The sequence below is a fragment of the Aeromicrobium sp. Root495 genome, assembly GCF_001426755.1.
In the GTDB taxonomy this organism is placed as follows: domain Bacteria; phylum Actinomycetota; class Actinomycetes; order Propionibacteriales; family Nocardioidaceae; genus Aeromicrobium.
In genome coordinates, this window is the sequence record NZ_LMFJ01000002.1 from 173,406 (window position 1) to 200,398 (window position 26,993).

Here is a 26,993-nt window from a genome sequence, read left to right on the forward strand (position 1 = left end):
GGTGTCGATCGACGTGCCCAAACTTCCAACCTCACCGCGGCGCGGCCGAGACGGGACCTTGTACTGCGCCTGCTGCCCCACCTCGCTTCGTCGGCGTAGTCAAAGCCAGAACGTCATCTGCAGCGACTGCCTGCCCAAGAGGAACAACGCCCGGCTCCGTCGACACCGCGCAGAGCAGACTCGAGCATCGGAGGAAGTGCGCCAACGCGAAGAACCCCGCCGCCCTGAAGGTCTTCAAGCTCATCTGGACGCGCTCGCTGACCTCCAGCAAGCAATCGGGAGAGCAGCAGCCCGGTTCCGAACGACTGAGGTTGGGACTTGGCAGCATGAACTGCTCCTTGCTGCCAAGAGGGTCGAGGTTTCGGCCGATTTCTTGCGGCAACTCGCCTCCCAAGAGGGCGGTGACGCACGCCCGTGAATGAGACCACTGAGAGTCGATGCGGACACTGCAGCGTCCGGGACCTCCCAGACGGTGACTGTGGCTGTTTCTACCGGACAAGCCGACGCGGTGCGACGTCTGTTCCCGAGCAGAACCTAAGGAGGGGCCTGGCTTGAGCCGATCCAAGCGCAGAGGGCACGCCTTGCTTCCCCGATCCCGGGGCGAGGCCGGCGAGCCGTTCCTGCCTGAGATTGGTCAGGTCTACCAGGTCAATACCTACATCTACACGTTCGGCACCGACCCGGCGCCGGAGCGCCCGGCTCTGGTCTTGAACGTGCCCTCGAAGGACGTTTCGTTCGCGCCCATCCAGATCGTGACTCGAACCTCCCAGGACGTCGCCGGTGTCCCCCATCCCGCCGATGACTCGCTCGGGCTCGATAAGGACGGGGTCTTCTCGACGCTCGGCTCCGTAGAGAAACACTTGTGGAGACCGGGCAACGTCCAACTTCTCGGGTGGCTCCCTGAGCCATACGTCTCGCGCGTGATCGAGCGGTTCTCGTGACCCCCCGCGAGGAGCTCCGGACGACGGGACGGCTGGGCGAGATGGGTGCGCTCCTTCTCTACGAGACCATGCGGCTCGTAGTCCTTGCCTACCGGTTCCCGCCCCCTGACGGTCACGGCTTCTGGACGGAAGCTGACCTCCAGGCAACCGCCCACGACTTCCTCCAAGGCGAGCGAGGTGCTCGACGCCTGCTCAGCGTCGCCAACAGTTCCGTCGACGACCGCTCCTTCGCCAATCTGCTTGCCCGCGCTGCGCGCAATTTTCTGCGGGAAGAGGGCCGCCGCACGGAGATCGGAAAACTCATCGTCCGAATCAAGTCGGTGCTACGCGCGGAGGAAGAGTTCGTCGAGATTCCGCAGTCTGGCGAGGCCCTGTGGACGATCAAGGGCGGTACGACCGCGCCCAGCAGCACGCCGTCCCCTGAGTTGGCCTCGGTCAGCCACCGGGTTGAGATTGTCGTCCCGAATTGGACGAGCAAGACCAGAGACGCACCTCTGGCAGATCACGACTCCTTCGTTCGACTTATTCGCGCGGTCCTCGAGGCGGCGGCCGGCAGCCTGCGAGCCGGCGACATCGCACACGCTCTCGCAGCTCGGCTGAACCTTCGACGCCCTCCGCTGACACTGGACCTCGATGCCGGGGCTGCCTATTCGGAAGTTGCCTCGACGGCGCCAGATCCAGCATCCATCACAGTCTCTTCTATGGCAGCGACGGAGATCTTCAATGCCCTGAGCGATCGCGAAAGGATCATCGTGCTGACGGCGGACGGGAACGTACGTGACCTGGGTGCCCTCATCGGGACAGGGAAGACGCAAGCAGCACATCTACGTCAGCGCCTTCTTGACCGGATCGCGAACGAGCTCGAAGACGACGAACAACCCGAGGAGACCGTGAGTGCTCTGGTGGGCCTTTGCGAAAATTGGATGAGAGACCGGACAGGAAGCACAGATGCGACGTCAAAGTAGATACGTATCGATAGAAGAGAGGTGAGATGCCCATGAACGACCATCTGTCTCTGATGCAACTTCGTAACAACTTGCGCGGCGAAGTGGATCCGTCCGTTAGTGATCACCTAGAAGCATGCCTCGCTTGTCGCGTTCGGTACTCGCGCATTGCCCAAGTCGACAACTTCCCGGCTCCCGCAGCAGCAACCGTCCAAGCGATCGTCGATGCCTCAAGCGTCGTTCCTGGAATCCGCGAGCTGACGGCGGCTACCGCAACCGGATCGCCGGAGGCCGGCGAGTTGTGGAGAGTGGGGCGTGACGAGGCACTGCTCGTCTGGGTCAGAAAGAACTTCCATGACGGAGCCGTCGACGTCATCCCCGTCGTTCTAGACGTCGAACTCGCCGACGAACAGACGGTCCTTGTGCCGGCGTCCGAGTCGCCCCTGCGCACAGACCTTGCCGCAACCACGGCCCTGAGGGCCCACCTCCACCCTGAGGCATTCATTGACCGGATTGGGATGATGGACATCGCCTCTGACGTAGAGGATGTGCTCGCCGCCCAACGGGCAGGACAGCAAAGTTCAGTCTCAGTTGGTCCGAAGATTCAGTCCGAGGATGACGAGCGACTCGAGTACCGGCAGGCCCTCCGGGATCTCATCGCTGAGCTCACGCCGAGCGCCTGGACGGCAACCACCGATTCCGCAGCCTCTCACTCACGATCTGACGATCTCGCGAAGGTCCCAGAATTCGATCACCTTCGGTTCGAGCGAGAGGTTTCGGAACGCCTGCCATCCTCCAACCCCATCCGAGTCGATGACGGAAACTTTGACCTCGGAGCGGGAATGGTTCTGACGCCGTTTTACAAGGTGGCCTACCTCGACACCGCCGTCCTCATAGTCGTAGTGGAATCGCTCTCTGCCGCGCATGACCGTCTCACCGATCTTGCCTCGGCATGCAGGCGAGCCGTCCGTTCATCTCCAGACGTCGACGCCGTCTGCGTCACCGAACCGACCGACGACTGGGAGAGTTTGCTGTTCAGCAGGGCCTCCTTGCGAGGCGCCCTTGAACTGCCATCGGGTCTCAGAGCCGGCCCAGTTCCTGTCCTCGTCGGACTCGGACTCCTCGATACGCTTTGGAAGCACCTGGAAGGGAGCGTCTCGGCCTGGGAGGCCACTGACGACGCGCCTGCAGGGCTCGGATCAATTGACATTGCCTCCATCGCCGCCCGCCACGCTCACGACTCGATTGGAAAGGTCGAAACCCAAGGTCGGCGCGCCTTGCAAGAAGCGAAGAAGAAGTCCTGGACGAACCTTCACCCGGAACTGTCAGACCAAGTGACGCGATTCGTCGCCGCGGTTACGGGCTCCACGTCTCCATCAGAAGCACTGTCCACTTTCGAGCGAGAGACCCGCTGTGATCAAGACTCTTAAGCTGCGCAACTGGCGTAACTACCAGGACGTGTCTTTGAGCCTGAGCAGCGGCACGACGTTTGTCGTTGCGTCGAACGGTGTCGGCAAGACCTCCCTGGTTGAGGCTGCAAGATGGGCACTCTTCGGGGCCCTCCCACAGTCGGGCTCCCCTGTTCGGGTGGGCGAGGAACATGCCAGCGCGGTCGTCGAGCTGGTACTTCCAACCGGTCAGAATGTGATGGTCGAACGCGTGGCGACCACTAAGCGCACGCGGACCGCCATCGCCCCGACCGTCCATGTGGACGGGGAGCCCGTGGACGAAAGTACGTTCAGCGCTCTCCTGCGAAAGGCGTACAGAACCGAACCCGGATTCCTTGCCAGGCTCGCGATGCCCGCGGCAGTGCGCGGCGAAGAAACCCCAACAGGGCTGGGTCTGGAACATCACCTTGGGCAGTACTTCGGCGTCGAGGGACTCCATGACGCGATCAGACTGCTAAACGCTGAAATCAAGAGCGTCGAGAAGCAAGTCCGGCAGATCAAGAACGCAAACTCGGCGAGCGCCGACCGTCTGGCTGATCTGGCGAACGCGACCACGGTGACCGCCGCAAGGGTTGCCGACATGGCGACCAGACACTCGACTGCAAAGGACGAACACGACCAGATCGAGGAACTCGTCCGCTCTGAAGTCGAGCGTGCCGGGTGGAGATCCCGACACGACCGATGGCTGACGGAGTCTGAGGCTGTTGTTGCTGACGCAAGACAATCCCTCGGAGAGGGCATCAGCCTGCCCAATTTTGAGGAGGTTCTCGAGTCACTTCGCGAACAGTCCGCGCAGGAAGTCGAGAGAGCTCGCATCAAGATTGCCGTCCTCGAATCGCGGACGGAAGCCATCCTTAACAACCAGTCACGGCTCAACGAAACCCACGATCAAGACTGCCCGGTCTGCCGGCGTCCCCTGGACGAGGACACCGTAACCCTCGCCCACCGAACAAACGCCGACGAACTCGGAGCACTAACTACCGAGATCGAGATCGAACGGGTCGCCTTGGCCACCGCCACGGAAGAACACCAGCGTCTGCTGACACTCATTCAAAGGTGGAGGCAGATCCCAGCACCCGGGCCGGAGCCGGCCCCGGCAAGTTCTCCGGTACCCAGTTCGACGGACCGAGAAGAGTCACGGGCCAAGGTCAACGAGGCTCTCGAGGAGCTCATCGAAGCAAGGACTGCGCAGGCGGACGCCCAGCGTCAGCTCGATGAGGCCCGCGAAGCCGACGACGCCATGAAGCAGCTCCAGGACCTGTTCAGGACTGAGGCCAGTCTTCGAGTGGCACTTCAGACAACAGAAGCGACGCTCGCAGAACTCCTCGCGCAAACGATCGCGCCACTCGCCGTGGAAGTTGACCAACGCTGGAAGGCGCTCTTCCCCGACCGCGGAAACCTCACGACACGCGCCGACGGAACCATTACACGGAGTGTCAACGGCCACGACCTTCCTTACGATGCGTTCAGCACTGGAGAAAGCATGGGGGCAACGATCGTTCTCAAGTTGCTCGTCGCCCAGATGGCAACATCAGCGGACTTCTGCTGGTTCGACGAGCCACTCGAACATCTCGATCCGAACGTGCGCCGTCAGGTTGCGAACATTCTCGCCCGGGCATCAGACGGCACCGGTCAACTTGGTCAGGTCGTAGTCACGACCTACGAGGAACCCCTTGCTCGACTTCTCCACGAGAGAAGCCCCCAGCGGGTCCACCTCATCGACGTCAGACAAGCCGAATCCGTCCCATCGACACCGCCTGCCGTCTGATACTCCGTCGAGGCCATCCGTCGAGGTTCTACTTCAACCGGACAAACCGCCGCGGTTCGACGTCCTTCCATGTTGTAGGGGAAAGCCCCCGACGAAGGAGTTACACCATGGAAACCGAAAAGAAGAAGTCCACGACGCTGATGATCAACGGGCGTGCCCGGGAGTGGAACGACAAGGAGATCTCTTTCGAGGAGCTGGTCGGTCTCGCCTACCCGAACCCCCCGCAGGGAAGCAACATCGAGTACACCATCACCTTCCGCCGCGGCAATGGAAACAAGCCCGAGGGTTCGCTCAAGGCCGGCCAGTCCGTCAAGGTCAAGGAAGGCATGATCTTCGATGTCACTCCCACTGATCTCTCGTAGTCCCGACCTCGAGAGCCTGCACCTCGACGGTTACGCCATCGAGGTGGTCCACGGCTACCTCGTCGTTCGGAGCGTTCCGTATCTGGACAAGGACCTGTCAGTTCGCTACGGAACCCTCTGCTGCGCGCTCGAACTCGCTGGGGACCGGACTGCGCAACCGACCGACCACACGATGCTGTTCGAAGGCGACCTGCCCCACCGTTCGGACGGCAGCGCCCTGAACATCCTGGCTGGCAGCAATCGGCAGAACCCAGTGCAGGGCGTCTGGGCCGACCATCACTTCTCTCGCAAACCCACCGACAACGACCAGCGGTACCGCGACTACGCACACAAGGTGGCTACCTACGTGACGATCCTGGAGCGTGAAGCTCAGGCCGTCGACCCAGAGGTGACCGCCAGGTCGAACACCCCTGTTCCGGTACCGGAAGGTGAGGAGTCTGTCTTCGTCTACGCCGACACCGCGTCCTCACGAGCCGGCATTGGACCCACGTCCGCCAAACTCTCAGTCGGCGCAGTCTCGATCATCGGACTGGGAGGTAGCGGAAGCTACGTGTTGGACCTGATTGCGAAGACCCCCGTCTCGGAGATTCATCTCTTCGACGGGGACCGATTCCTTCAGCACAACGCATTCCGCGCCCCCGGAGCGCCCAGTCTCAAGGATCTCGAGCGCATCCCCAGCAAGGTGGAGCATTTCGATCGCATCTACTCCAACATGCACACCGGGATCCATCCGCACCCTTATCGGGTTGACGGCACCAACATTGGTGAGCTCTCGACGATGTCAATGGTCTTCGTCGCAGTCGACGACGGGCAAGCAAGGCGAGAGATCTGCACAGGGCTCGAGCAACTAGGAGTCAGTTTCATCGACGTTGGCATGGGACTCTACGAAGCCGACAGCTCGCTGGGCGGTCAGGTACGCGTAACGACCAGCATCGAGGCGAGCAGGGATCTGGCGCGCGACCGTCTCCCCTTCGGCGACCGCGACCCGAACAACGAGTACAGGTCGAACATTCAAATCGCAGACCTCAACTGCCTCGCAGCCACACTGGCCGTCATCAAATGGAAGAAGTTGGTCGGCTTTTACCAAGACACTGACGCCGAGACAAACGCCCTCTACGCGGTGGGTGGCAACTGCCTCATCAACGAGGACCACATGTGAAGCGCAATCGCTACGTACATCAATTCGCCGAGCTCATTCCCGAGCACCTCGAGCAAGGCGTTCTCTACGTTTCCCTCACGTATTCAACGACCGTCCACCTGTGCATGTGTGGATGCGGACACGAGGTCACCAACCCGCTCTCACCACAGCAATGGAAGCTGATCTTCGATGGTCGTCAAGTCTCACTCACCCCCTCCGTTGGCAGCTGGGGCTTCGACTGCGAGTCGCACTATTGGCTTGAGAACGGCGAGGTCGAGTGGGCGCCAGCTTGGTCGCGCAAGCGCATCGCTGCGGGCAGGGAAGCAACCCGAAGGCGCATTAAAGAGGCCATCGACGATCCGCCTCGACGCCAGCCTGAACCGGATTCGAACACAGCGAAGAAGTCGCTGTGGGCCCGCACCAGGTCCGCGGTCGGGCGTCGAACTTGAGCTCCATCGCCGTCGATCAGCGGGTCCCAATCAGTGGGTCTTCCGGCGGCCACGGTTTGGATGAACCCGCCTCCTAGTTGGCCTGCGAGAACCAGAGGTTCGCGGAGATCATGTTGTGGTCCGAGGGAAATCCACTCTGGAAGCATCCTCGATCGAATCGGTATTTCAGCATGCTCCAACCGGTGACAGCGATGCGGTCGGATGTGAAGATCCCGTCGACCTTGACCCCGTTGACGTGCGGCGGGCACCGAACGAGCCCGTTGCGTGAGTTGTATAGGTCCAATGAACGGCCGGGCTTGAAGAATTCCGTATCGGACATCGACTTGGAGAGTTGCTGGCGCACAGCGGTCCTCTTCTCCGCTGAGGTTGCGAGGTAGAAGTCGCCGAGGAATATGGTGGGGATGTCTGGGGCGTTCACGTCCGCTTTGACGTGGTCGGCCAATGCGAGCGCCGCCCGGATCTGTTTTTTCCTGTCGACCTCCGACAGGTTCGGGGGAATGTGGAGGTTCACAGCAACGAGCCTCGGCTCCGGCTGGTAGTCGTCGGAGGGCTCCGTTGGGACGCCCTTGAGGTCGAATGCCTGCGCAATTGCTGTCGTCTCGCCTGCGTCGGGGTACTGCCGGGGTGAACCCACAACGGTGATGTCGCGAAACTTATAGAGGAAGTGCGTGCCCGCGAGAGAGCCGCTCGCCGTCTCCCACTGCGAACCGAGCTTGTCCATCAGTGTTGGCAGCATCTTGCCGTTGACAGTCAACGTCTCCTGAACGGCCACGAGAGCCGCGCGCGATCTGGCGATCTCGGCCGCGACGCGGGCAGCGCGGTGTTTAGTCCATGAGACCTTGTTTGCTCGGTATATCTGAGTGTTGTAGGTGCCCACCCGCAGCACATCTCCCAAGCATTCGGGAGTTGTGAAGCGAACTGGTTGTGTCCACCGAGACCTGCGATCAACGCTCCTTGCCTGTACGGCCACCGAGTACGTCGTCTTCGCCCTCAACGATGCGACGGACAGTGAATCCGCGGGCTCAAACCCTGCGTACTTTGCCACTGGGCCGGTGGTCGCATTGGCGCTGACCACGGCGACTCGAGCAACCATCCCTCGGGATTGGTCTGGCTTGCTTCCGGGGGCCCAGCGGGCAGTGAAACCCTTACAAGTGGGAGTGACGACCAGCGCGCCGAGGGTCGCTGGGTCCTCAGGCTGCAGCGCGGTCGTCACAAGCGTCGATTTAGTGGTGTCGCCGTCATGCGGGCCACCAAGGATGGTTGCGTGGACCCGGGCCCAGATCTGAGCACCGTACCCGTATCTCGTTGGCTGGCGGACTTTAAATATTGCTTCCAGCCTGGCGCCGCTTCCTGCAGTCGCTCGTCTGGGGATCTTACTTTCGTAGTTGCTGTCACGTCCGACTTCCTTGTTACCGGCCACAGCGACGCGGTAGGCAACCTTTGCGCCATTGCGGGTTACGGCCGGCGCGAAGCTGACGGAGATCCTGGTGGCTGTTGATTTGACGCCCAGCGAGGAAGGCCCCCGAGTGAACGGGCTGCCAGCAGTCGCCGAACTCGCCAGCATCATGTGCGCGCAGGTCAGAGCCAGAACTATGGTGAACAGTGGTGCCGTCTTGACGATCTTCCGGTGCGTGCCTGGCGACTTGACGGTCCGCGAACGGTCGCCGTCCACTCGAGAGATTGCTCTGTCGCCTAGGATTCTGTGCCGCAGCCTGTCACGCATGGTCTTCGCGCCTCACGGATTACGACGGTCGAGCGCGGCAATGAGACGAGCGGCTAAGGCCGTGCTTCCCAGGCCGTCCAAGTCCGTCACACGGCGGGCGAGCTCACTCTCGGCTGACTCCCTGACGAGTCGTTCACAAGTCGCGCAGAGCACTACCCGATCGCCAAAGACGTCGCCGGTCACGGCCACTGTCCGAACTGCTTCGGCGTCGCAAATGAGGCAAGAAGCATCGGTGACGGCTCGGTCGTCCTGGGGGGAGCCCCCAGGGCCGAGCGACCGAGCGGAGCCTCGGTACTCGACCCTGGGGTCTTGCGGTGTGTCCATCAGTATTTCGCGTCCTTCGTCAGCAGCCAGGTGCTCTTGTTGGTCGACCACGCGATGTCCCAGCCGCGGTAACGAATGTGAACGGTCGTCCCGTAGCCGGGCCAACTCACAGCGATCTTCACCATCGGGAACGGTCGCTTGTTCCTAGCGTAGAACGGGAACCGGTGGCCCCAGCTCTCAATGACGCTCGACTTTGATTTGACCGCGAAGGTTTCGGGACCGTAGGCCTTCGGCGCATCGTCGTCTACCTCGTTGCAGGTGTAGTCGCTTCCATTGTTCACGTCGATGCCGCAGTAGTACTTGTACGTTGCGCCGTAGCTCGGTCCGGTGATCCGCCAAGTGTGCGCTCTCATGGTCCAGAACGCCGAGGCGCCACCCGTCATCGTCTGCTTGAAATTGCTTGCGACCGAGCCCTTGAGAGTGCAACTCTCACCGCTGCTTGTAATGACACAGCGGTTCAGGTCGTGTTCCATATCGCGCGACTGGTACACATAGGCGCTCTTGCGAGTACCGCCGAACAGTGTGTATCCACCGGGGGTGGCGGACATTGTGGTGAAGGGTTGATCGGTCGCGTCGGGAGACTCGACGTCTAGCCCACCTGCACCCGGGTCGTCGGCCAGCTCGATCTCGGGCTCGTCGTCGACGGGGTCGGGACCGGGCGTCACGTGTGCGCCGGCCGAGGGCGCGGTCGAATCGGACGGAGACTCCGGCGAGTACCCCTGATCAGTACTTCCTGCGATGACGTTGCCTGCCGCGTTTCTGACAGTGACCGCCCCCGTGGAGAGGTTCTCAGAGATAGAGGCGCCACTCGGGTAGATCGTCGTCGCTCGGTAGTAGGCAGCGTGTTCGTCCTGCCCGTTCGAGTAGTAGCCGAGCACATCAATCTTGAAGTCGCTCGAGGTGCTTGATGTGTTCAGGACATCGACTTCACCGTCGTAGGTCGCTGTGTTGAAGGTCGACCCTGTCGTGGCGGAACCAGATGACGAGATAGCCGTTGAACCCGTCGCAGCGTCAGAAGCACGGGGTCGGATCTGGATTGAACCTGCCGAAGAACCGTTCAGGGTCGTAACTCTCAACTTGACCCGGTCCACGCCTGTCTCGGGGACTCCCTTGAGACCGTTCACGCGGATCGCGGTGTGCTCGCCTGAGTCTGCCTTCGAGGCCGCTGCAACAGACGAGTACAGCTGTTGCGATAGAGGGACGAATCGAATAGCTGGAGCGAACCAACCCTGGGCCGAGATACGGACTCGGAGGGTCGAGTCGCTGTTGTTTCGAATCTTGATCTTGCCGGTCGTCGAGGTGCGAAGAATCGCCGTCGTTGACGTGCCCGTGGCGGCCGGTACTGCGTCGTTGAACGAGATGTTGGAAGGCGTGTCTTCCGGGGGGTCGGCTTCGTCAGCGTTCCAAGCCACCAAGCGGCCAGGTCCTGTCCACTGAGAGACGTAGAGCGTGGAAGCAACCGCACCCACCGACGCAGGGGAAGGCAACCCGCCCTGACCTGTGAGCGTGAGTGTTCTGGTTCCACCGGCTGGCACGGGAGTGGAGTCTGCTGTGTCGTAAATGACAGGCTGCGGGAGGGGGGTGAAGGCTCCTCCATCAGAGTCATCACCGCTGAAGTACCCCTGAACATCGATATAGAAAACTGCAGAGGCGCTGCCTGAAGAGTTGCGGACTCGAATCTTTCCGTCGGGTGAAAGTTTGATCGCTAGACCGCTGTCGACGTACCCGCCGGCATTGAAGTTCACCGACGAAGGCTGCGAACTGACCGATGTTCCGCCAGGCCCAATCTGCAGCGCGCCCCCGTACTGAGCTGACGTCGGACGGTAGACCTTCACATTGGCAAAGACGGCCGTCGCGTCGTCGGGGATCGACCCACCTGTGACGTCGTACTCCTGCCAGGTACCGGCAGTCAGGGTTGCCTCGTCAACCACACGCTTCGGCGACATCGCGACGAATCCGCCCGTTCCGCCAGACGCCGGCGCGGCGAAGAATCCCTGGATGTCGATGTTGAAGTGCGTGGAACCTGCGTTGTTCCAGACTGAGAACTGACCGCTGCTGTTGACCGGGATGATGGCGGTGTTGGAGCGGCCAAGGTTGGCCGGATCGAACCGCAGGACCGAGGTTGTGCTTGGCATGGACGTCCCCGTCTGCCAAACCCGCAGAGATGACGTCTCCGTGGCGCTCGATGCCGCGATGTCGAGGACAACTGCCTTCACACCAGCCGACGGGACGCCGCCGACACCACCAACCGTGTAGGTCCGGGACACCCCTGCCCCTAGAGCGCTGGACGATCCTCCGGTGCCGGCTGCCGTATCCACAAGACGGAAGGGCGTCACCGGGAAGAATTCGCTACCGGCGGCGTCCGCGCGGGCCCCCGGTGCGACGACCACTGCTGCCAATGTTGTGGCCAGAAGAGCGAACGAGATAATCGTCGCAAGTGAGCGCAATGGTCGCGCTAGAGAGATGGGGGCGAAGCCGTTCATCTATGTCCCTTCATGAGCCCCCGAGCATCGATATCTCATCACGGCTTGACCTCAGAGGTTCACTGTTCTCGTCCTGACGAAGTCATGGGTGAGGAGTTGAGCCAATGACCTCAAATCGTTCAGCTGAACGGCACACCCACCCCGTCCCGCGGGCCCTCGAGTCGAACCTGATTTCGCCGCGCCGAGATGTCCGGCGACCATCCGCCCGCCCGGTTGGCTGGCTGCCCGGCATCGATCTAGTCCGCTCGGCCGCTTCAGTCAGCTCCACCGACCGTCCGTCTTCGTCGAGGAGGTTGACCTTAAGCACGGTTTCCCGGCACCAGCGCGTCTCACCGCGCAGGACGGTTTAAGGCGTACCAATGGTTCCCCGCCGGCCGACCGGCCGGCGGGGAACCAGACGGACGGCTTCGCTTGGGGAGCGATCGACGATGTGCCGGCCGGCCGATGCTTCAGTATCCAGTGCGGGTCAGTTGGGCGCCAGAGTGGCGCGAGGGCTGGTCAGACGTCTGCGCGGCGGGACTGCATCCCTCATTCGATGGCCGGCTCGGACATCTGTTTCAGAGAGGAAGATGCAGCACATCACCCTCACCGTCATCGATGTCGGTGGGACGGAGCCGGCGAGCGAGCCGGTGTTCGATTAGTTTGGTGTACTCAAGCTCGCGCTCGATGGAGATGCTGCGCATTCTTTCGATGAGAGCCGCCTCTGCGGTCGTCCCCGACCCGGCGAAGGGGTCCAGCACCAGGCCGTTGGTCGGTGCCACGAGCCGGGTCAGGACTCGCATCAGGTCGAGCGGTTTGACCGTGGGGTGGGCGGTCTCGTTGAGGGTGACCCGCTCGGACTGGTTGGGCTTGGAGACCCAGATCGCCAGTGAGATCGACTCCTTGGACCCTGCGTCGAGGTCTGTTGCCCGTGCGGTGTCCAGCATGACATTCGTGGGCCAGCGGCTACTCGACCCTGGTGGACCGACGCGGGTGCCTCGGATGTTGAGTGCCCCGACGCCATACTTGAGGAGGTTCTGCGCGACGGTCCCTTCCAGTGGCTTTCGCGCGAGGACCACCGGCTCGTGTGACGGCTTGAGGGTGGTGCTCCATCCGCTCCATGCTTCCCCGGCGGCTGGGTCGGTCTTGGAGATCTCTCGTCCTACGTCGGTCGACTTGGGAAACCCGCTGGTGTAGAGCCAAGCGATGCTGTCGCGAATCTCGAACCCTGCATCCTCTGCGGCGACGGCGAGGCGGTGCCAGGTCCGCGTACCCCCGAATGCAACAAGGTGGCCGCCCGGCATGAGGACCCGAAGGCACTCCGTGAGCCACTCGGTGCACCAGCGCTGGAATGTGGCTGGGTCGTTGTCGGCGTATCCACGAGAGTGAGTGGCTTTCTCGTGCCAGTTCTTGGACTGCATGCCAAGCATGCGCCGCTCCGTCAGGTCGTCTGCTCGGCGGTCGGTAGGCGATCCCTCTATGGCGTAGGGAGGGTCGGTGACGACGGCGTGGACCGAGTTGTCAGGCATGTTCCTGAGGTATTTCACGCAGTCGCCGTGGAGCACGGTGTGCCGATCGGGCGAGGCCGGGTTCGCGGCCGTTGAGGTGTTCACCGCGTGGTTATCGGCGCAACTCCCGAACGACTAGTGGCCAAGCGGGCGGCGACCTCTTCCGGGCGCGCAATCAGTCCTTGGACCAATGGTCTCGGATGACCGCACTCACCGCGTCCAGCGAACCTGTCTGTTCGTAGAGAGCAATGCCTAGCGTGACGGCGAGGCTCTCGAGGTGACGGGCGTTGCGGGCGGCCTCCAAGCCTGTAAGCGCGTTCACCGAGGCGGCCAGCGCGTCGAGCTCTTCCGCCAGGTCGCCCATTTTGTCGGCGCCGACGGACACCGCCACGATCAGTTCGATTAGGCGTTCCGCGTCACTCTCAGCTGTTGCGGGGTGGTCGGACGGTGAGTCTGCGTTGACGATTGTCATGTCATTCAGCCCTTCTCTGAGGTCGGCGGACGGCCGACTTCAGAGTTATCGGCACGTCCGGGCCAGAACTGGGCGATCGTTGACCCCGGGGCTCGGCGACGCACTGGTCGCTAGATGTATCCGCACCACGGGCAGTGCGCCGCCTCGCCAGCAGAAACCATACACAGAATGTATATGTACGTATACAAAGGCCGTAGGCTGGTTCAGTGAGTGAACCCCTGACCCCTCCCGAGCGCATGGCCCTCGACGAGCACTCCGGCACACGCCCCAACCCAGGGGCGCTCGAGAGCGCCAGGCGTCATACGGAGGCCTGGCGCCCCGTCGTCGACCTGGACGCCGTGCCCTACATCGACCGAATTCGCGCCGCGCTCGGCCCTTCGCACGAGGCAGGCGTCGAGGCATTTTTGATCAACGGTCGAGTTGGGTCAGACGAAAGGCTCTCCGTACTGGAGTGGCTGGTCGCGGGTCGCGACCTGGCCCCGGTCCTGCGACTGGCCGACGAGTCGCGGCACGGCTGGGAGTAACAACCCGCCAATCGGCCCGCTTCCCGCGAGCGCTTAGGTCCTGCTGCTCCGCACCTCGATCATCAGCAAGAGGAAGGCGGAGACCAGCCCGAAGTAGAGAGCTGAAAGCACGCTGAAGAGAGTCAGGGGCACAGTCTCCAGACCGGCGAACGAGACCACAGCTAAGGTCGCGACCGTTGGCGCGGCCGCGACTGCGAGAACGAGTCCGGTCGGCCGCATCACGGCTCTGACGCCCGAGCTGAACCAACAGAGGACCGCCAACAGGGTCTCGAACCTCCTCAAGGCAAGTACGAACGCGACCGGCACGAAGAGACACAGAGCGTGCCCGACCCACCACCCCAACGACGGCCCGTGCGGCTCGGCCAAGTCGGCACCGACCTTGTATCCCAGGATCAGGATCAGTCCTTCGGTGAGTGCAGTGACCCGCAGGACCGCCAATGACCAGGCCCTCGCACCGACTTCGTCCGGTCGAACGTCGTCGTCTGCTGGCGAGGTGTTGTCGAAAATGGATGCCGTGACGATGAAGAGTGTCATGAAGGCGCCCCGGGCGAGGGTCGACCCGGCAACTGCGAATCCCTTGCCCCGCAAGAGTCGCGTAGCGCTCGGCCGCCTCCAGAATTTCGCAAGGCCGGGCCTCCGTCGGAAAGAGGTCGACGACCTCTGCCCTCGAGTTAGGAATGCCGTCGAGCACGATGTAGAGGTAGGCGGCAACCATGAGAACCACGAGTGTGGGAGGAGAGGCCTTGAGACTGAGCGCCTGACTCCCCGGCACCCTGACGCGCGTGGATATCTGCACCGAGATCGTGATGACAAGCGCGGCGAGTACGCCGGCGAACGCGGCTCCGTTGGCCGCGGAGTTGAGGGGTACCCAGCCGGGCATGAGGTCGCCTTCCGCGAGGTCCGTGTGGACACTCATCCCAAAGAGGCCCCCTGATCACAGGCCAGCGGAAAATTTCTTCGGACAGGGCCGGACCCCCTAGGCGTCAGCCACCCCGACCAGGTAGCTCAGGCGCATCGACCCACCTAGGGCGCCCACGAGCTCGGGGTTGCCTCCGTCCGCCAGGGCTAGCAGGGGCCGGGACGGCCACGGGGAGACCACATCCCGGCAGATTCGTCCGATACAGCTGGCATGACTGCGCCTGAGGACCCGGCCTTCGCGACACCGCGTCCAACACCGGTTCCGCCTACACCGCCGGATGACTGGTAGGCCCACGCTGAGCCTGCCCTCTGGCTTAGCCCCGTTTGGGCGATCTCAAGCCGCGTGGCCACGGGTCCGACGGTGCTGCCGACCGTCCCACTCAGGGCGCCCAGATCACGGCCGAGACCGAGTTTTCTTGCGCCGGTGATCGCGTGATCTCCATGCCGACGAACCGGCATGAAGAACATATTCTCGCCTGTCCGAGTGGCCTTCTCGATCATCGTCGGAGCCACCTTCACCCTCCTGCCCTTGGCCGCAAACGCCTCCATGTCGCAGTGCCCCTCCGGGTACTTCTGCGTCTGGTCCGAGACCAACTTCAAGGGCGGCTTCCAGAAGTTCGCCGCCACCAACTCGTACCGCCCCATCACGTCCGGAGCGACACAGTCCTACTACAACAACCGAACGAAGCGGACCTGGCTGCACCAGGACGCAGCTGGCGACGGCTCGTACCTGTGCATCAACCCGGGGGGCTCGAACAGCAACACCAGCGGATGGCAGGAGGACGCCCAAGCCGCCTACCTAGCGACTGTGACCAACTGCTGAGGGGTTTCTGGTCGGACCGACCAAAAACGAACCCGACGGAGGTTATCGTCAACGCGTGATCGAGGAGGACTTCGCTGACCTCTACGCTGCCCTTCGCGAACCTGTTCTCGCCTTCGCGGTGCGTCGCGTGGGACGCGAGGCGGCGAAGGACGTCGTCTCCGAGACGTTCGAAGTCGCCTGGCGCAAGCGGGCCGAGTTCCCCGACGACCGAACGAAGTGGGCGGCCTGGATTGTCGGGATCGCCAAGAACAAGGTCCTCCAGGAACTGGAACGACGAAGCCGTAAACATCACGACAACCGATTCACCGAGGACTGGCTCGGGCCACATCCCGCCTCCACCGGCGAGGACGTGGCCCGAGTGGTCGTGGACAGCGACGCGGGGCGGCGTGTTTACCGAGCCCTGTCGCCGGCCGAGAAACTTCTGTTCGACGTAGCCTTCTTCCGAGAACTCTCCCCGCAGGACGGAGCACAAGTTCTCGGGATATCGACCTCGGCTTTCACCAGCCGCGTGAACCGACTACGTCAGAGGCTCCGAGAGCTGCAGGAACTAGACCCGCCAGACAACGCGTCCACCTCAGGAGGTGCAACGAGATGACTTCCCCCGACAAGGACGCTGATGACGCTCTCGAGCTCTTCCGGCGGGAGGCGGAGGAACTTGGGTTCGGGTCCGGCGACCTCGGTGACCTGGCCGCCCAACTCGAGTCGCCCGACGACTTCATCGCACGGATGAAACGTCAGGACCGCGAACGCGAGGAACAGGAGCAGGACCTTGCACCGCCTCGCCCGCTTCGTCGGCGACGGCGGGCAGTCCTGGTGGCGGTCGGGACCGCGGCCGCGAGTGCAGCACTTGTCTTCGGAATCGCTCGGCCCGGCGGATCTCCCGCCGCCGCCGACGCCCCACCGGTTCTGGACTTCGAGTTCGCCGCCGCGACCCGAATCGCCTACGCCCCGGGTAAGAACCCCACCCCAATCCTGAAGCTGCTCTCGGATGCCGCCGACGGTGCCAGTCCATCAATACCCGGTGCGGGAACGATCCAGTACAAGAAGACCGACAACTGGTACGCGGACCAGGACGACAACGGCACGTCGAAGATCGTCCCGCGAGTCAGCGAGACCTGGCTGAGGCCAGACGGATCACTCACGACCAAGGAGTTCGTGGGCCAGGCGCTCAGAGCGGACGGGCGTGGTGTCCTGCCCGGCCGCGGCAAGCAGTTGGTGAACGAGACCCTCGAAGCCGGATCTGTGGATGCCGGCTTCGCCCGCTCCCTGCCGACCGACCCCGCAGCCCTAGCGTCAGCGCTGGTCGCCCACGGTCAGTGCGAGTCAACGACGAAGGGTGACGTTAGGTCTCTCTGCCTCTACCGGCAGGTCGTCGAGCTCACCCAGACCTACGTCCTACCCGCGAGCCTGACGGCGGCCCTCTGGCAAATGCTCGACGGCGAGGCAGGTTTCCGGACTCTCGGGTCGGTCGAGGACCGCGCAGGTCGAGACGCTGTCGCCATCTCGCTGGTCTCTTCCGACGAGCCGGAGATCCGGCACCTTCTCTTCGGGAGTCTCGACGACGGCCAGATCCTCGGTTACGAGGAGATCCTGATCAAGACTGACCCTGACCTCGACGTGAAGCCCCCCTCGGTCCTGTCGTTCTCAACATCGTTGGACTCGCGTCTGACCGAGTCCGCACCCGAGTAGTTTCCCTCCTCGGCGATCGCCGGCAGCGACGCCCGGTCGGCGGAACGCGACGGATCGACCAACGACGCAAGAAAAGTTCTTGTCTCGGCGTGATCGACGACGCCCTTCTGGGACGAGCAGTGAAGCCCGCCTTCCCTCACCCCAGGAGGCCCCGTGACTACGGCCGCTCCTATGCCCGCACCCGGTTCCACTCACCGCCCTTCTTGGGGCTCGGAACTTGCACCGTCCAGACCTGAGTCGACAATCGAGAACCTTCCCAACCCTGGCCACGGACGATCGCTTCCCCCACGGCTGTCGGTGAACGGGCTGATCAACTTCTGCCTGTGCTGCCCACGCGTAATCTCCAAACGACAGCGGTTCTGTCCCTATCATCGCTCGACCCGGAACGCATGGCTGAACCGAAACGCTTCCAGCCGCGTGCTGTCGTTCGGTCCGGAGACTCTGAAGCAGGTTCGCGAACTGGACCGACGGGTGGCGGCCTTGGCCGCTGCGCTGACCGACCGCCAGCTGCACCAAGACGACTGCGGGGCGGCCAAGCAGGATGTGCTGGGTCTAGAGCTCGCCGCTGAGCAGGTCGTGGACGGGTGGACATCCGCCGTGAGTCCACACCTGAACACCTTGGCGGCCTGTCTGGAGCCGAAATGATCGAGGTAGGGCGGTGCCTTCGGGACCGACGGGGGCTGTCTGCTGTCGGAGTCCTTCGACGTCCCTCAGGGAATACCCCACTGGAGGGCCTCCCGTGTCGTTGGCGTGGCCGGCGCCGGAGGCCCGGACGCGATGGCGGAAGTCGGGGGCCCTGAGTCCGAGGAGACTGTCAGCCCTGATCAGAAGTGGTGCCGCCTGCGTCCTCGGCGGCCTTTTCGAGCAGATGCTGCCCGGGAAGGTCCTCGTACCCGGTCTTCAACGCGCCCCGAACAGAACGGCTCAGCATTGCCTTTAGGCAGGTCGAATCGACGGCAGCGATCGACTTCCACGCCGAGAATGGTCGCCTACGGTGGCCGGGCATCGCCCAAGACTTCGCATTCAGCAGACTTTCGTCAGTAGTGTTCGTCGATGGATTGCGGCTCCACTAGTGCTCGCATGTCTGGGGCCCGCGCACCCCTGCAGACCTGGTTGTAAGGACACCCACCGGTTCTGTCCGATGCCACGGCCAGGGCGACATCCACCGGCTTTGACGGGATCGGACCCTCGGAACATCTCGCCTCCTCCCGGGTACAGAACGAGCGCGCGATCTGCCATTCGAGGTGATTCAGGTGGTCAACGGTGACGTCGGCCCCGCTCGCGGTGTAGTAGAGCGCAGACTCCACGGCGCTCCTCATCGCGGTGAGCTCGCGCTCTGCAACGGGGCGCCCGTCGGAGAAGTGCTGGAACGATCGCCGGTGTCGCGGCTGAATGCGGCCGGTCCGCATGTACAGCCGGATTAGGTGGTAGTCGATCGCAGGGCGGACGTTCTCACTGTCCGTGAAGGTGAAGTCGTGTGCATTGAGCCATTGGTGGATAAGGACTCGTGACTTCTTCTGGAGGGGATCCCCGTTGAAGGCGCTCACCCTGGCCAGGACCGCGTACGCGCCCGTCTCCCCCTGCAAGAGCACCTCTAGAGACTGTGTGGCCTTGGCGAGGCTCCAAAGACCGGATGGCACGGCCTCCTTTCCAAGTTCGTGCAGGATCTCGAGCCTGCGACGCGAAGACTCGTCTTCGAGTGGATGCGCCAGGCCAGTCAGGGTCATGAACCCGTCTGGGCTGAGGTTTACCAGCGCAGGCGGGCTGACACTATGTGGGTCGGATGCCGAGGCGGTCATGATGGCGGACCGGAGCTTGTCCCAGTTTGTCGAGTGACAGATGGCGACGAACACCGCCTCTGCCCAGGCGTCTGCCGGCGTCCTTTCCTTGTCGCGTCGCCCCGGGTCGGCGGATCCGACCTTCTCGGCAAGGTCGGTGCCGTGAAGGAACGACTGGATCGGGTCTACTCGCCACTCTCGAAGAGCCACGGTTAGTCCGTTTCGTGGCCCAGCACTCGGGCCTTCTCTTCTAGATACTCGGCTGTGGACGGGGTTCTCACGACTAAGTTTCGCGAGGATTCGATGTTCAGTCCACCCTCGATGAGCGCTGTGCGGCGCGACGGGTTGTTTGTCAGCAGGATGATCTCGTCGTCGCCCACCTCCGCCCTGATGGCGGCGACTGCAAACCGGTAGTCCCGAGGGTCCGGCACGAACCCGATCTGGTCGAACGCGGCGGCGGTGTCGTGACCCTTGTTCTGCTGGAGCTCGATCGCCTTCACCTTGTTCTGAAGGCCCGCGCCTCGTCCTTCCTCGTACAGGTAGAGGACATATCCACCGTGCTCGCGGATGATCGACAGGCTCTCGTTGAGTTGACTCGCGCAGTCGCAGTCGATGGCGCCGAAACTCTCGCTGAACACACACGAGCTCTGGATTCGGACCAGCAGTGGGCCCGGACCGGTGCGTTCGCCGATGGCCAGCACTCCTTCCCTGCTTCCGTCGGTGACGTGTTTGAGCTTGAGTCGCCCGCCAGGAACCGCGATCTCGATTGGGCCGGTCGTCGTGATGTCTGTCATCTGTGTCTCCTAGAAGGGCAGCGGTGTCTGGCGAATGTCGGTTGCGCTCATCTGGAGCAGTTCGGACGGCCATGAGATTTCGAGGTCGGCGTACGCGCTTGCGAGCTGATCGTGGTCGAAGGACCCTGTTCGCTCGCCTAGCGCCGTCGCTGCCTCGAGCAGGTCGAAATGCAGGGACTCCAGAGGATGCGTCGTCGCGCTCGACTTCAGCAGAGTCGTGGCGGGTTCTGCCTCTCTTCGGGAGTCCTCCGGTCGACCGAGGAGACGGAGGCTGTCGCTTGCTCCGAGGACTGCCCAGAGGTAGCAGTCCCGGTTTCCGGTAGACAGGCTCAGGTCTGCTGATTCTCTGTACGCTTCCAGGGCACTGGCCGGGTCGCCGGAGTGTCTCAACGCCTCCCCCAGGGTCAGCAGTCCTGTGGATTCTGGCCCGATTCCTAGCTGGCGGCCGAGTTCGAGTGCGCTGTTGGCATAGATCACTGCTTCGTTGTCCCCGGCTAGGGCCAGGGAGCGGGCCAGGGCTCGTAGCACTCCGGCTCGTTCTGCGTCGGACGATTCGTCGCTCAGTCCACTGAGCAGGACGCGACTGCTGTGGACGGCATCGACATAGTTGCCCAAGTCACGCTTGATGGTGATCAACTCTCGCTGCGCTGCGCTGGTGCCTACGCTTTTCGCAGGGAACGAGGCCCACGCTTTCTGGAGCGCTTCCTGCGATGGCCCGTACCGGTTTAGCCGGAGCAGGGCTCTGCCCTTGGAAAGCCACACGTCCGCAGTGGGTTGGCCGATCATCTCGAGGGAAGCCAGCGCAGCCTCGTAGTCGCCCATTCCGTTCTGCGCGTCCGCGTGGGCCAGTCTGAGTTCGTCGAGTTCGGCGTGGGGGAAGGCTTCGATGGCCGACCGTGCAAGATGTTCCGCGTCGACGAACGACCTGGCAGCCATGAGTGCCCGGCAGGCTTCTGCAGCAATCCTGGGACCGTCGTCGGATTCGCCTGCTGCGACAGCAAGACGTGCCATGGACCAGGAGTTGAGTTCTGGTTGAGGCAGAGGGCAGGTCTTGAGGATTTCGTGCGTCTTCGTGGCCAGGTCTCGGACGACCTGGGCGGGCGCGCCGGTCAGGGTGTGGAGATGGATCGTGTCGTGACGGAAGAGGTACTGCGTGTCGTTGGTCTGCGGCGAGAGGTCCGTGACGAGGAACAGTTCTCCGACGAGCTCGTTTACCACCTCGTAGGCGGACTCTGGATCGTCCTCGCCTGAGAGAGCCCGAACGAGATCGAAGCCGAACCGTGTTCCGACCGGGAAGAGCGCGAGTCTCCGAAGGAGGGCTCGAGCAGCCGATGGCAGGGCGTCGATTCTCGTCTTGTAGTAGGGGCCAACTCGAGTCAGGGTGCTCTTCAGGCCAGCCAGGTCGGTCCGGCCGGTAATCCACTCCTCGAGCAACAGAGGGCGCCCCTGGGTCCACGTGATCGCGTTCTCGACGTCCGCAGGCGCTGGCGCGGACCCACGGACGCTGGTGTACCAGGCCTGCACGGCGGGTGCCCGGAGCGGCTCGACCGGCACGGAGGTTGCCCGTTCGTAGGCGAGGTCCGGCCAGAAGTTTCGTAGCCAGGCGCTCCCCGCGGGCATCTCGTCGTTGAGAGCGAGAACGAGGCGCCAAGTGTCGGGCACGTGTCGGGCGACCGCGATAAGGGATGAGGACAGGCCTTCGGACGCCCTTTCCACCTGGTCGACAACGATGATTCCCTGCGAATACTGAGACGCGATCGATCCGATGAGTGCCGTCAGGGCAGCTGTCGTGTCCTCTTCACTGATGTTTCGGAGCGCTGTGGCCTCGCCGTCGATTTCCGTCCAGTTGACGTCGGACGCCGCGCTCTCGATCAACTCTGTCACGACGTTTGAGAGGGCCGGAGCGACGGCCTTCACACCGTCGAGAAGAGCAGCCACGGCGATCGCTCCCACACGACTCCCCACGCCTGTTGCTATGGCTACGCCCATCTGCTTCAGGTCGACTTGGTCCTGTTCGGCGAGGAACTGAAGGACAGCGGCGGACACCGCGTGGGCAAGGTTTGATGGCGTTGCGATTCCGCTGGAAACCTCGAAGTGGACACACACCGAGGGCGCGCGACCACCAAGTTCCCGCAGTACGGCTGACTTCCCTACGCCGGAAGGCCCCAAAAGAAGCACGACGGGGCCTAGCGTTGACGCTGGTAGAAGATCGGAGACCAGAGAGTTCCGGCCGAACACCGACGGTGTTGCAGCAGGCTGACCGGAGCCAGTGTCGTTCAATCGTCCTCCCAGCTCACGTGCGATCGTCGCTGACCGAGCGTTGAGCGAGATTATCGCTGTTGGCCCCTCCGCGGGGTCGGTCCGCCGAGGAAGTTCCGTGCCTCAACGGGTGGTCGGCGAGCACGGTCGCGACGTGCCCTGGCTGGCTGTCTCGGCCGGCGAAGTTGGGCGCGCAGCCTTTTCGCAGGAGACGTAGGTGTCGGAGCGGCCCATCAGCGGGATCCTCAGAGGACGGCCCGCCGCGTGAAGCCCTCTCCAACCTCACGCCCCCGCTAACACTCTGTGATGAGTTGATGACATCGAGTTTGGCCTAAGAGCGGTGATCCGCGCTGCTGCAAAGACCTGAAGGCGGCCCGTGCGGGCCCGTGCTCAGGGCGCCTCACCCGCACCCACCTCCGTATAGCGGTTGTCAAACGTGCGAGCCTGACCACATGATCCCGCTCGACGGCGCCGCCCTCGTGGGCGTCCTCGGGGACACCGAGGGCAATCAGCCCTGGGTCTTCGACCGCATCTCGAAGTTTGCCGAAGCAGGGATCACGACCGTGCTCCACCTCGGCGACTTCCATCTCGGCGTCGGGGACCCCCGTGTGTCCAAGGGCCGGCTGATTCGCACGGACAGATGGCTCCAGAAACACGAACAGACCTGGCTCATCACCCCGGGGAACCACGAGAACTGGGACCGCCTCAATGCGAAGAGGCCCGGGCCCCATGGACTCCTCTGGTTCGGCGAACGCGTCGCGTTCATCCCCAGAGGCCACCGTTGGGCCTGGCACTCTGTCGACTTCGTGTCACTGGGCGGCGCGCCCTCAGTCAATCGAGAGCGCCTCACGCCAGGACGAAGCTGGTGGGCTGACGAGCAGATCACCAATGACGACGTCGAGCGCGTCATTGGTGCCGGCCACGCCGACGTCATGCTGGCTCACGACGCGCCGGACCCGCTTACCCCGTCTGTCCAACGGATCGTCGACAGCAATCCGCACCGGCTGGACGCGGAGACTCTTGAGTACGCGGGGGTCGGTCGCGACCGCCTCACTCGGGCCTTTGCTTCTGTCCGCCCACGTCTGCTTCTCCACGGGCACCACCACGTCCACGACCGGTCACACGTGCAGCTTGCCCAAGCAAACTTCGAGACGGAGATTGTGGCTCTTGCGGCCGACGACATGCCCCGCAACGCGGCGGTGCTGCATCTCGGAGGTGGCCCTGAGCGGTTGCGGGTCGAGATCATCTGATGCGGAGCCTCGCCCGTCAGGGTTCAGCCAGGCGGTCGATGGTCACCTCGACCTCGTAGGCGATCTGACGCATGGAGGCTGCGGCCCGCCGTTGCTGCCGTCCGCGCTGGTTGAGGCTGACCGTCATGCTTCCTGCGGTGAGTTCCGCTGCGTCAGCTGGACCCTCTGGGCCCAGGACGGTGTGCCTTGAACTGGATGACGTCTGCATCCGAGACTTCGAGCAGGGCGTCTCGGACCAGCGCCCTCCGGTAGGAGATCAAGATCTCAACGAGCTCCTCTCCGGTGTGGTCGGCCACGAGAAGGATCGCTGCGATCGTCTCCCGGCGGGTGGTGCTGGCACCCGCGTTGTTGGCTCGCTCGACTAGGTCGTCGAGACGCTGGTCGAGGGCGATGGGCCAGCGAATGCCCACCTGCTTGTCCTTCGAGTCGCGCAGTCGATCGCCGCTCGACACGCTGTGCCGTTCGTCGTTCATGTGGGTACTCGATCCTAGAATAGACATATGTCTGTTAAAGGTCTGTCTGATCTGGTGGTCGCCATTATGACTGCTGGCTCCGTGGATGGTCTACCTGCGCGTGACCACAGGGACCTGCACTCTGCCCTCGCTGGCCTGGACGGCCGAGAGGACGAGGTGACAGATCAGCTGTGGAACAGGTTCGGCGGCAGGCGCCCTTCGGCACCGGACGCGGCAGTCGGTCGCCGTACCGATGGGGTGACTCCGGCAGTCTGGGAAGCGGTGGGACAGGGGCTCATGGCGGTAGCGACTGACGGCCAAGAAGCGGTCTATCTAGTCACAGATGCCGGTACGGCACACTCACGACGTCTGATGATGGGCATGACGCCGGCCGAGATCGACTACCTACGCGAGGTCGGCGCGGAGTGGGCCTTCGCCTCGACCTCACGGAAGAAGGCAGCGAGCGCCCGATCGTCATCCTCAGGGGCACGAGTGGCGAGACTGGCATAGTTGCGCCAGTCGACAGCATCCTTGTGACGCCAACGAGCAACGTACGACACCATGCCCGCGTGGCGCCCAGACGTGACCGGTGCCGCGGTCACCTGGTAGACGCGGGTCTGGGCGGGCGAGAGATGGGTCGGGTAGTTTCCCTGCCAACAGCCGACGAGGCCGCCGCCAGAGACCTGGACCCAGCTCACGCAGCGAATGTCTCGAACGGCACGAAGTGCCTCGTGCGCGGACTGGTAACGGTCCGCGGGCTTCGCGGCGACCAGGCGGCGAAGGACGCTGACGACTGGTGCCGGGACCCACGGAGCGGGCCGGTAGAAGCGGTCTGGCAGTGCCCGACGGCCCAGTGCCAGACGCCGGTCGACGCTGTCGCGATCGATGTTCTCGTAGTCGTGAGGGCCGTTCAGCATCTCGACCATGACAGCGCCGACGCCGTAGAGGTCGCTTCGTACGTCGAGAGTGCCGGCGGCGGCCTCCGGGGGCTGGTAGAGCGGTGTCCCGCCGTAGGGCTTGGCCTGCCCGGCCGCGTCACGCGTGGCGGCGGACCCCAGGTCACCCACGTATGCGTGGCGACGAGCCTCGTCGAGCATGACGTTCGGCGGCTTAATGTCGCGGTGCAGAAGGTTGCGCGTCTCGTGCAGGTAGTTCAAAGCGTCGAGGATGCCCTCGACGATCGCGAGCGTGTCGCCGACGCTGAAGCGGTGGCCGTCGATGCTGAGGGCGTGATGGATGCACCGCCCGGGATAGTAGTCCGAAGTGAACGTGATGCACTCGAGCGACAGGTCCTTTTCGGGGTCCCACTGCGCTTCTCGGACGTTGATGAGATGGGGGTGGTCGAGCGACTCGAGCACACGCGGTTCACTCTTGGCCACCCCGTCCGGGTTGCCGAGGAGCGAGACCGTCTTCTGAACAATCTCCTTGCCGAAGATCTCATGGAAGGTCAGGATGACCTCGCCCGTGGTGCCGTTGCCCAGGCTCGACTTGAGGATGTCGTACGTAGGCCGATCGAGTCGTTCGCCCTTCAGTGCCACCGGTCTGCTCCTGTCGCGGGCCGCGGCGGCGCGCTCAACTACATGCTAGGGCGGCCATGGCCGCAACGTCTCGCTTCTTGGTCCAGTGCGGTGCGAGCGGCTCGTCGATGTAGGTCTTGGCGAAGTCGCTGGTAGAACCGCGGCCGTCGAGTCCGAGTGATGCCTTGATCCGCTGCCGTGAGACCCGCTCCAGCTCGATGCCCACGGCGGAGGCGCCGAACTCGAGCACAATCTCGACTGTCATCCGTCCCAGCAGGCTCTGATAGGTCGTCTGCGTTGGCTGAGGCTCGGCGAGGGCGACGCGGTCAACCTTGTGGCGTTGCAGGAACGCCGCCAGTTCGTCCGCGCCTGCCCTGAGGGCGTCCGATCTTGACTTTCCTGATGCGAGCTGGAACGAGACGGTGTCGGGGGTACTGAGAACGGCGTCGTCAGCGATGACGAACCAGAGGGTTCCGGCGGTGGCGTTCGCACCAAGCACTCTGAGCATTGTCCTGTCCCTTTCAGTTCGGAGCGGCCCGAGGTGAGCACGTACTGCGCTGCTCGTCTATCTCAGGCCCTAACGAAGTCGAACGCTGTCACTGTTGTTCACCGCGTCGGACGTCACTACGCCCACCCTTCCGCAGGTCGAGAAGGCACGACACGACGACGAACACGACGACGGCGAGGGCCGCGACCCATCTCCAGGAGCCCGCCGCCTCTTGGTTCATGACATAGACGCCCGCAACGATGACAACAGTGAAGATCAGAAGTCGTCGAAAACAGCCGGGATCTAGGGTCCGATTCACGGCGCACATGTCCTATGCGAACGAACCGCAGGTGCTCCCGGCTGCATGGAGTGCAGTAGAACACACGCGATCAGGAGCCGACAACGGCGATTGGTCTGGAACTCCTCATAGTGAGTTGGCCGTGCACTCGCAAGGTCAGAGGCACAGAATGGCGGCCCGTTCCGGCGCGTACAGGTCTGCGGCCCAGCCGGTCACCGAGGTGGACGCAACACCGTGATCGAGCCGATAACGGCGTTGCGGAGAAACCTACGACGCCACAACCGCCACTCCGAACGGAGCACATCATGTCAGTCTCTCGCCTGTCGACCCAGCACCTTCCCCGACTCAACCTCTTGGACCTCATCGGGGTGGTGCCCGAGGCGCACCTACTCGATGCCAGACCACTCATCCGCGCGGCTGTGACTGCCGCACTGAAAGACGCCGGACACCCACCCGAGTCGTTGACCTTCGGTGAGATCACCTACGACGACGATGACGAGGACGGGTTCTGGTCCGACGTGAACGTCTTCTACCCGCAGGCGGCACTCGTTTCAGTGTGACTGTCACACACGACGAGATGGCCGCAATCGGTCACCTTCTTCTGCAGTCCGAGGAGAACGCGACGGCTGCCGACCCCCCCCCCCCCCCCCCCCCCCCCCCCCCCC

Annotated in this window: 26 protein-coding genes; 15 read left to right on the top strand and 11 right to left on the bottom strand. The window is 63.4% G+C overall.

What is annotated here, in order from left to right:
* Positions 1-551 precede the first annotated feature (551 nt).
* The 7 genes from ASD11_RS14945 (at position 552) to ASD11_RS17875 (ending at position 7,050) form a co-directional block, all read left to right on the top strand.
* Positions 552-941 (top strand): hypothetical protein, encoded by a 390-nt coding sequence (locus tag ASD11_RS14945; RefSeq protein ID WP_156464816.1) that lies wholly within the window; start codon positions 552-554, stop codon positions 939-941.
* Positions 938-1,906, top strand: a complete 969-nt coding sequence (locus tag ASD11_RS14950; protein ID WP_056289354.1) for a hypothetical protein — start codon at positions 938-940, stop codon at positions 1,904-1,906. Before ASD11_RS14945 ends, ASD11_RS14950 begins: the two co-directional genes overlap by 4 nt.
* A gap of 32 nt (positions 1,907-1,938) precedes the next feature.
* Complete coding sequence (locus ASD11_RS18280; RefSeq protein WP_156464817.1) at positions 1,939-3,315, top strand: hypothetical protein; 1,377 nt, start codon at positions 1,939-1,941, stop codon at positions 3,313-3,315.
* Positions 3,299-5,101 carry an AAA family ATPase gene (locus ASD11_RS14960; protein WP_082554477.1) on the top strand — a complete coding sequence of 601 codons (1,803 nt, stop codon included), beginning with the start codon at positions 3,299-3,301 and terminating at the stop codon, positions 5,099-5,101. Before ASD11_RS18280 ends, ASD11_RS14960 begins: the two co-directional genes overlap by 17 nt.
* A gap of 107 nt (positions 5,102-5,208) precedes the next feature.
* Positions 5,209-5,463, top strand: a complete 255-nt coding sequence (locus tag ASD11_RS14965) for a multiubiquitin domain-containing protein (RefSeq protein WP_056290418.1) — start codon at positions 5,209-5,211, stop codon at positions 5,461-5,463.
* Positions 5,438-6,622, top strand: a complete 1,185-nt coding sequence (locus ASD11_RS14970; protein ID WP_056289363.1) for a ThiF family adenylyltransferase — start codon at positions 5,438-5,440, stop codon at positions 6,620-6,622. The genes ASD11_RS14965 and ASD11_RS14970 overlap by 26 nt, the downstream gene beginning before the upstream one ends.
* Positions 6,619-7,050: a DUF6527 family protein gene (locus ASD11_RS17875; RefSeq protein ID WP_200940190.1), complete on the top strand. Its 432-nt coding sequence runs from the start codon at positions 6,619-6,621 to the stop codon at positions 7,048-7,050. Before ASD11_RS14970 ends, ASD11_RS17875 begins: the two co-directional genes overlap by 4 nt.
* A 73-nt stretch (positions 7,051-7,123) precedes the next feature.
* Here ASD11_RS17875 and ASD11_RS18285 read toward each other — a convergent pair whose 3' ends face one another.
* From ASD11_RS18285 to ASD11_RS14990, 4 genes are all read right to left on the bottom strand, one after another.
* Positions 7,124-8,773 carry a hypothetical protein gene (locus ASD11_RS18285; RefSeq protein ID WP_156464818.1) on the bottom strand — a complete coding sequence of 550 codons (1,650 nt, stop codon included), beginning with the start codon at positions 8,771-8,773 and terminating at the stop codon, positions 7,124-7,126.
* A gap of 323 nt (positions 8,774-9,096) precedes the next feature.
* On the bottom strand, positions 9,097-11,580 hold the full coding sequence (locus ASD11_RS18290; protein WP_156464819.1) for a hypothetical protein: 2,484 nt from the start codon (positions 11,578-11,580) through the stop codon (positions 9,097-9,099).
* A 557-nt stretch (positions 11,581-12,137) separates the two neighbouring features.
* Positions 12,138-13,172, bottom strand: coding sequence for a DNA-methyltransferase (locus tag ASD11_RS14985; protein WP_235503371.1), 1,035 nt, complete (start codon positions 13,170-13,172; stop codon positions 12,138-12,140).
* A 70-nt stretch (positions 13,173-13,242) separates the two neighbouring features.
* On the bottom strand, positions 13,243-13,539 hold the full coding sequence (locus ASD11_RS14990; RefSeq protein ID WP_156464820.1) for a hypothetical protein: 297 nt from the start codon (positions 13,537-13,539) through the stop codon (positions 13,243-13,245).
* 206 nt (positions 13,540-13,745) lie between these two features.
* On the opposite strand from ASD11_RS14990, the gene ASD11_RS14995 reads away from it, so the two are divergent.
* Positions 13,746-14,063 carry a hypothetical protein gene (locus ASD11_RS14995; protein ID WP_156464821.1) on the top strand — a complete coding sequence of 106 codons (318 nt, stop codon included), beginning with the start codon at positions 13,746-13,748 and terminating at the stop codon, positions 14,061-14,063.
* A gap of 33 nt (positions 14,064-14,096) precedes the next feature.
* Here ASD11_RS14995 and ASD11_RS15000 read toward each other — a convergent pair whose 3' ends face one another.
* A complete protein-coding gene (locus ASD11_RS15000) occupies positions 14,097-14,597 on the bottom strand; it encodes a hypothetical protein (protein ID WP_056289385.1) in 501 nt (166 codons plus the stop codon).
* Between ASD11_RS15000 and ASD11_RS18295 the strand changes: the two genes are divergently transcribed.
* From ASD11_RS18295 to ASD11_RS18300, 5 genes are all read left to right on the top strand, one after another.
* The gene (locus tag ASD11_RS18295) at positions 14,578-14,997 is read left to right on the top strand and encodes a hypothetical protein (protein WP_156464822.1); all 420 of its coding nucleotides are present in this window, start codon (positions 14,578-14,580) and stop codon (positions 14,995-14,997) included. The genes ASD11_RS15000 and ASD11_RS18295 overlap by 20 nt on opposite strands.
* Positions 14,998-15,438: 441 nt before the next feature.
* On the top strand, positions 15,439-15,804 hold the full coding sequence (locus tag ASD11_RS15005; protein ID WP_082554478.1) for a peptidase inhibitor family I36 protein: 366 nt from the start codon (positions 15,439-15,441) through the stop codon (positions 15,802-15,804).
* A gap of 55 nt (positions 15,805-15,859) precedes the next feature.
* Positions 15,860-16,399 carry an RNA polymerase sigma factor gene (locus ASD11_RS15010; RefSeq protein ID WP_056289394.1) on the top strand — a complete coding sequence of 180 codons (540 nt, stop codon included), beginning with the start codon at positions 15,860-15,862 and terminating at the stop codon, positions 16,397-16,399.
* Positions 16,396-17,493, top strand: coding sequence for a CU044_5270 family protein (locus ASD11_RS15015; protein WP_056289397.1), 1,098 nt, complete (start codon positions 16,396-16,398; stop codon positions 17,491-17,493). Before ASD11_RS15010 ends, ASD11_RS15015 begins: the two co-directional genes overlap by 4 nt.
* A 297-nt stretch (positions 17,494-17,790) precedes the next feature.
* Positions 17,791-18,138, top strand: a complete 348-nt coding sequence (locus tag ASD11_RS18300) for a hypothetical protein (protein ID WP_156464823.1) — start codon at positions 17,791-17,793, stop codon at positions 18,136-18,138.
* A gap of 392 nt (positions 18,139-18,530) precedes the next feature.
* On the opposite strand, the gene ASD11_RS15020 is transcribed toward ASD11_RS18300, so the two are convergent.
* Genes ASD11_RS15020 through ASD11_RS15030 form a run of 3 tightly spaced genes read right to left on the bottom strand, consistent with a single transcriptional unit; the run spans position 18,531 to position 22,171 of the window.
* A complete protein-coding gene (locus ASD11_RS15020) occupies positions 18,531-19,481 on the bottom strand; it encodes a hypothetical protein (RefSeq protein WP_056289400.1) in 951 nt (316 codons plus the stop codon).
* 2 nt (positions 19,482-19,483) lie between these two features.
* A complete protein-coding gene (locus tag ASD11_RS15025; RefSeq protein ID WP_056289403.1) occupies positions 19,484-20,065 on the bottom strand; it encodes a hypothetical protein in 582 nt (193 codons plus the stop codon).
* Positions 20,066-20,074: 9 nt separating this feature from the next.
* Positions 20,075-22,171, bottom strand: a complete 2,097-nt coding sequence (locus ASD11_RS15030) for a tetratricopeptide repeat protein (RefSeq protein WP_162246504.1) — start codon at positions 22,169-22,171, stop codon at positions 20,075-20,077.
* A 605-nt stretch (positions 22,172-22,776) separates the two neighbouring features.
* Between ASD11_RS15030 and ASD11_RS15035 the strand changes: the two genes are divergently transcribed.
* Entirely contained in the window at positions 22,777-23,574 is a 798-nt protein-coding gene (locus ASD11_RS15035) for a metallophosphoesterase (RefSeq protein ID WP_056289412.1), read from the top strand.
* A 152-nt stretch (positions 23,575-23,726) separates the two neighbouring features.
* Here the strand turns inward: ASD11_RS15035 and ASD11_RS15040 are convergent, their stop codons facing one another.
* From ASD11_RS15040 to ASD11_RS15050, 3 genes are all read right to left on the bottom strand, one after another.
* Positions 23,727-24,047, bottom strand: coding sequence for a hypothetical protein (locus ASD11_RS15040; protein WP_056289416.1), 321 nt, complete (start codon positions 24,045-24,047; stop codon positions 23,727-23,729).
* Between the two features lie 380 nt (positions 24,048-24,427).
* The gene (locus ASD11_RS15045) at positions 24,428-25,564 is read right to left on the bottom strand and encodes a serine/threonine-protein kinase (RefSeq protein ID WP_056289420.1); all 1,137 of its coding nucleotides are present in this window, start codon (positions 25,562-25,564) and stop codon (positions 24,428-24,430) included.
* A gap of 34 nt (positions 25,565-25,598) precedes the next feature.
* Positions 25,599-26,051 carry a hypothetical protein gene (locus ASD11_RS15050; RefSeq protein WP_056289423.1) on the bottom strand — a complete coding sequence of 151 codons (453 nt, stop codon included), beginning with the start codon at positions 26,049-26,051 and terminating at the stop codon, positions 25,599-25,601.
* 582 nt (positions 26,052-26,633) lie between these two features.
* Here ASD11_RS15050 and ASD11_RS15055 point away from each other — a divergent pair.
* Complete coding sequence (locus ASD11_RS15055; RefSeq protein WP_056289424.1) at positions 26,634-26,888, top strand: hypothetical protein; 255 nt, start codon at positions 26,634-26,636, stop codon at positions 26,886-26,888.
* Positions 26,889-26,993: the final 105 nt, after the last annotated feature.

Bases quoted from the DNA above. Each gene is read 5' to 3' on its own strand.
- ASD11_RS18280 (WP_156464817.1), top strand. From the start codon at position 1,939: ATGAACGACCATCTGTCTCTGATGCAACTTCGTAACAACTTGCGCGGC.
- ASD11_RS14965 (WP_056290418.1), top strand. From the start codon at position 5,209: ATGGAAACCGAAAAGAAGAAGTCCACGACGCTGATGATCAACGGGCGT.
- ASD11_RS14970 (WP_056289363.1), top strand. From the start codon at position 5,438: ATGTCACTCCCACTGATCTCTCGTAGTCCCGACCTCGAGAGCCTGCAC.
- ASD11_RS18285 (WP_156464818.1), bottom strand. From the start codon at position 8,773: ATGCGTGACAGGCTGCGGCACAGAATCCTAGGCGACAGAGCAATCTCT.
- ASD11_RS18290 (WP_156464819.1), bottom strand. From the start codon at position 11,580: ATGAACGGCTTCGCCCCCATCTCTCTAGCGCGACCATTGCGCTCACTT.
- ASD11_RS14990 (WP_156464820.1), bottom strand. From the start codon at position 13,539: ATGACAATCGTCAACGCAGACTCACCGTCCGACCACCCCGCAACAGCT.
- ASD11_RS15000 (WP_056289385.1), bottom strand. From the start codon at position 14,597: ATGACACTCTTCATCGTCACGGCATCCATTTTCGACAACACCTCGCCA.
- ASD11_RS15005 (WP_082554478.1), top strand. From the start codon at position 15,439: ATGAAGAACATATTCTCGCCTGTCCGAGTGGCCTTCTCGATCATCGTC.
- ASD11_RS15015 (WP_056289397.1), top strand. From the start codon at position 16,396: ATGACTTCCCCCGACAAGGACGCTGATGACGCTCTCGAGCTCTTCCGG.
- ASD11_RS15025 (WP_056289403.1), bottom strand. From the start codon at position 20,065: ATGACAGACATCACGACGACCGGCCCAATCGAGATCGCGGTTCCTGGC.
- ASD11_RS15035 (WP_056289412.1), top strand. From the start codon at position 22,777: ATGATCCCGCTCGACGGCGCCGCCCTCGTGGGCGTCCTCGGGGACACC.
- ASD11_RS15040 (WP_056289416.1), bottom strand. From the start codon at position 24,047: ATGAACGACGAACGGCACAGCGTGTCGAGCGGCGATCGACTGCGCGAC.
- ASD11_RS15050 (WP_056289423.1), bottom strand. From the start codon at position 26,051: ATGCTCAGAGTGCTTGGTGCGAACGCCACCGCCGGAACCCTCTGGTTC.
- ASD11_RS15055 (WP_056289424.1), top strand. From the start codon at position 26,634: ATGTCAGTCTCTCGCCTGTCGACCCAGCACCTTCCCCGACTCAACCTC.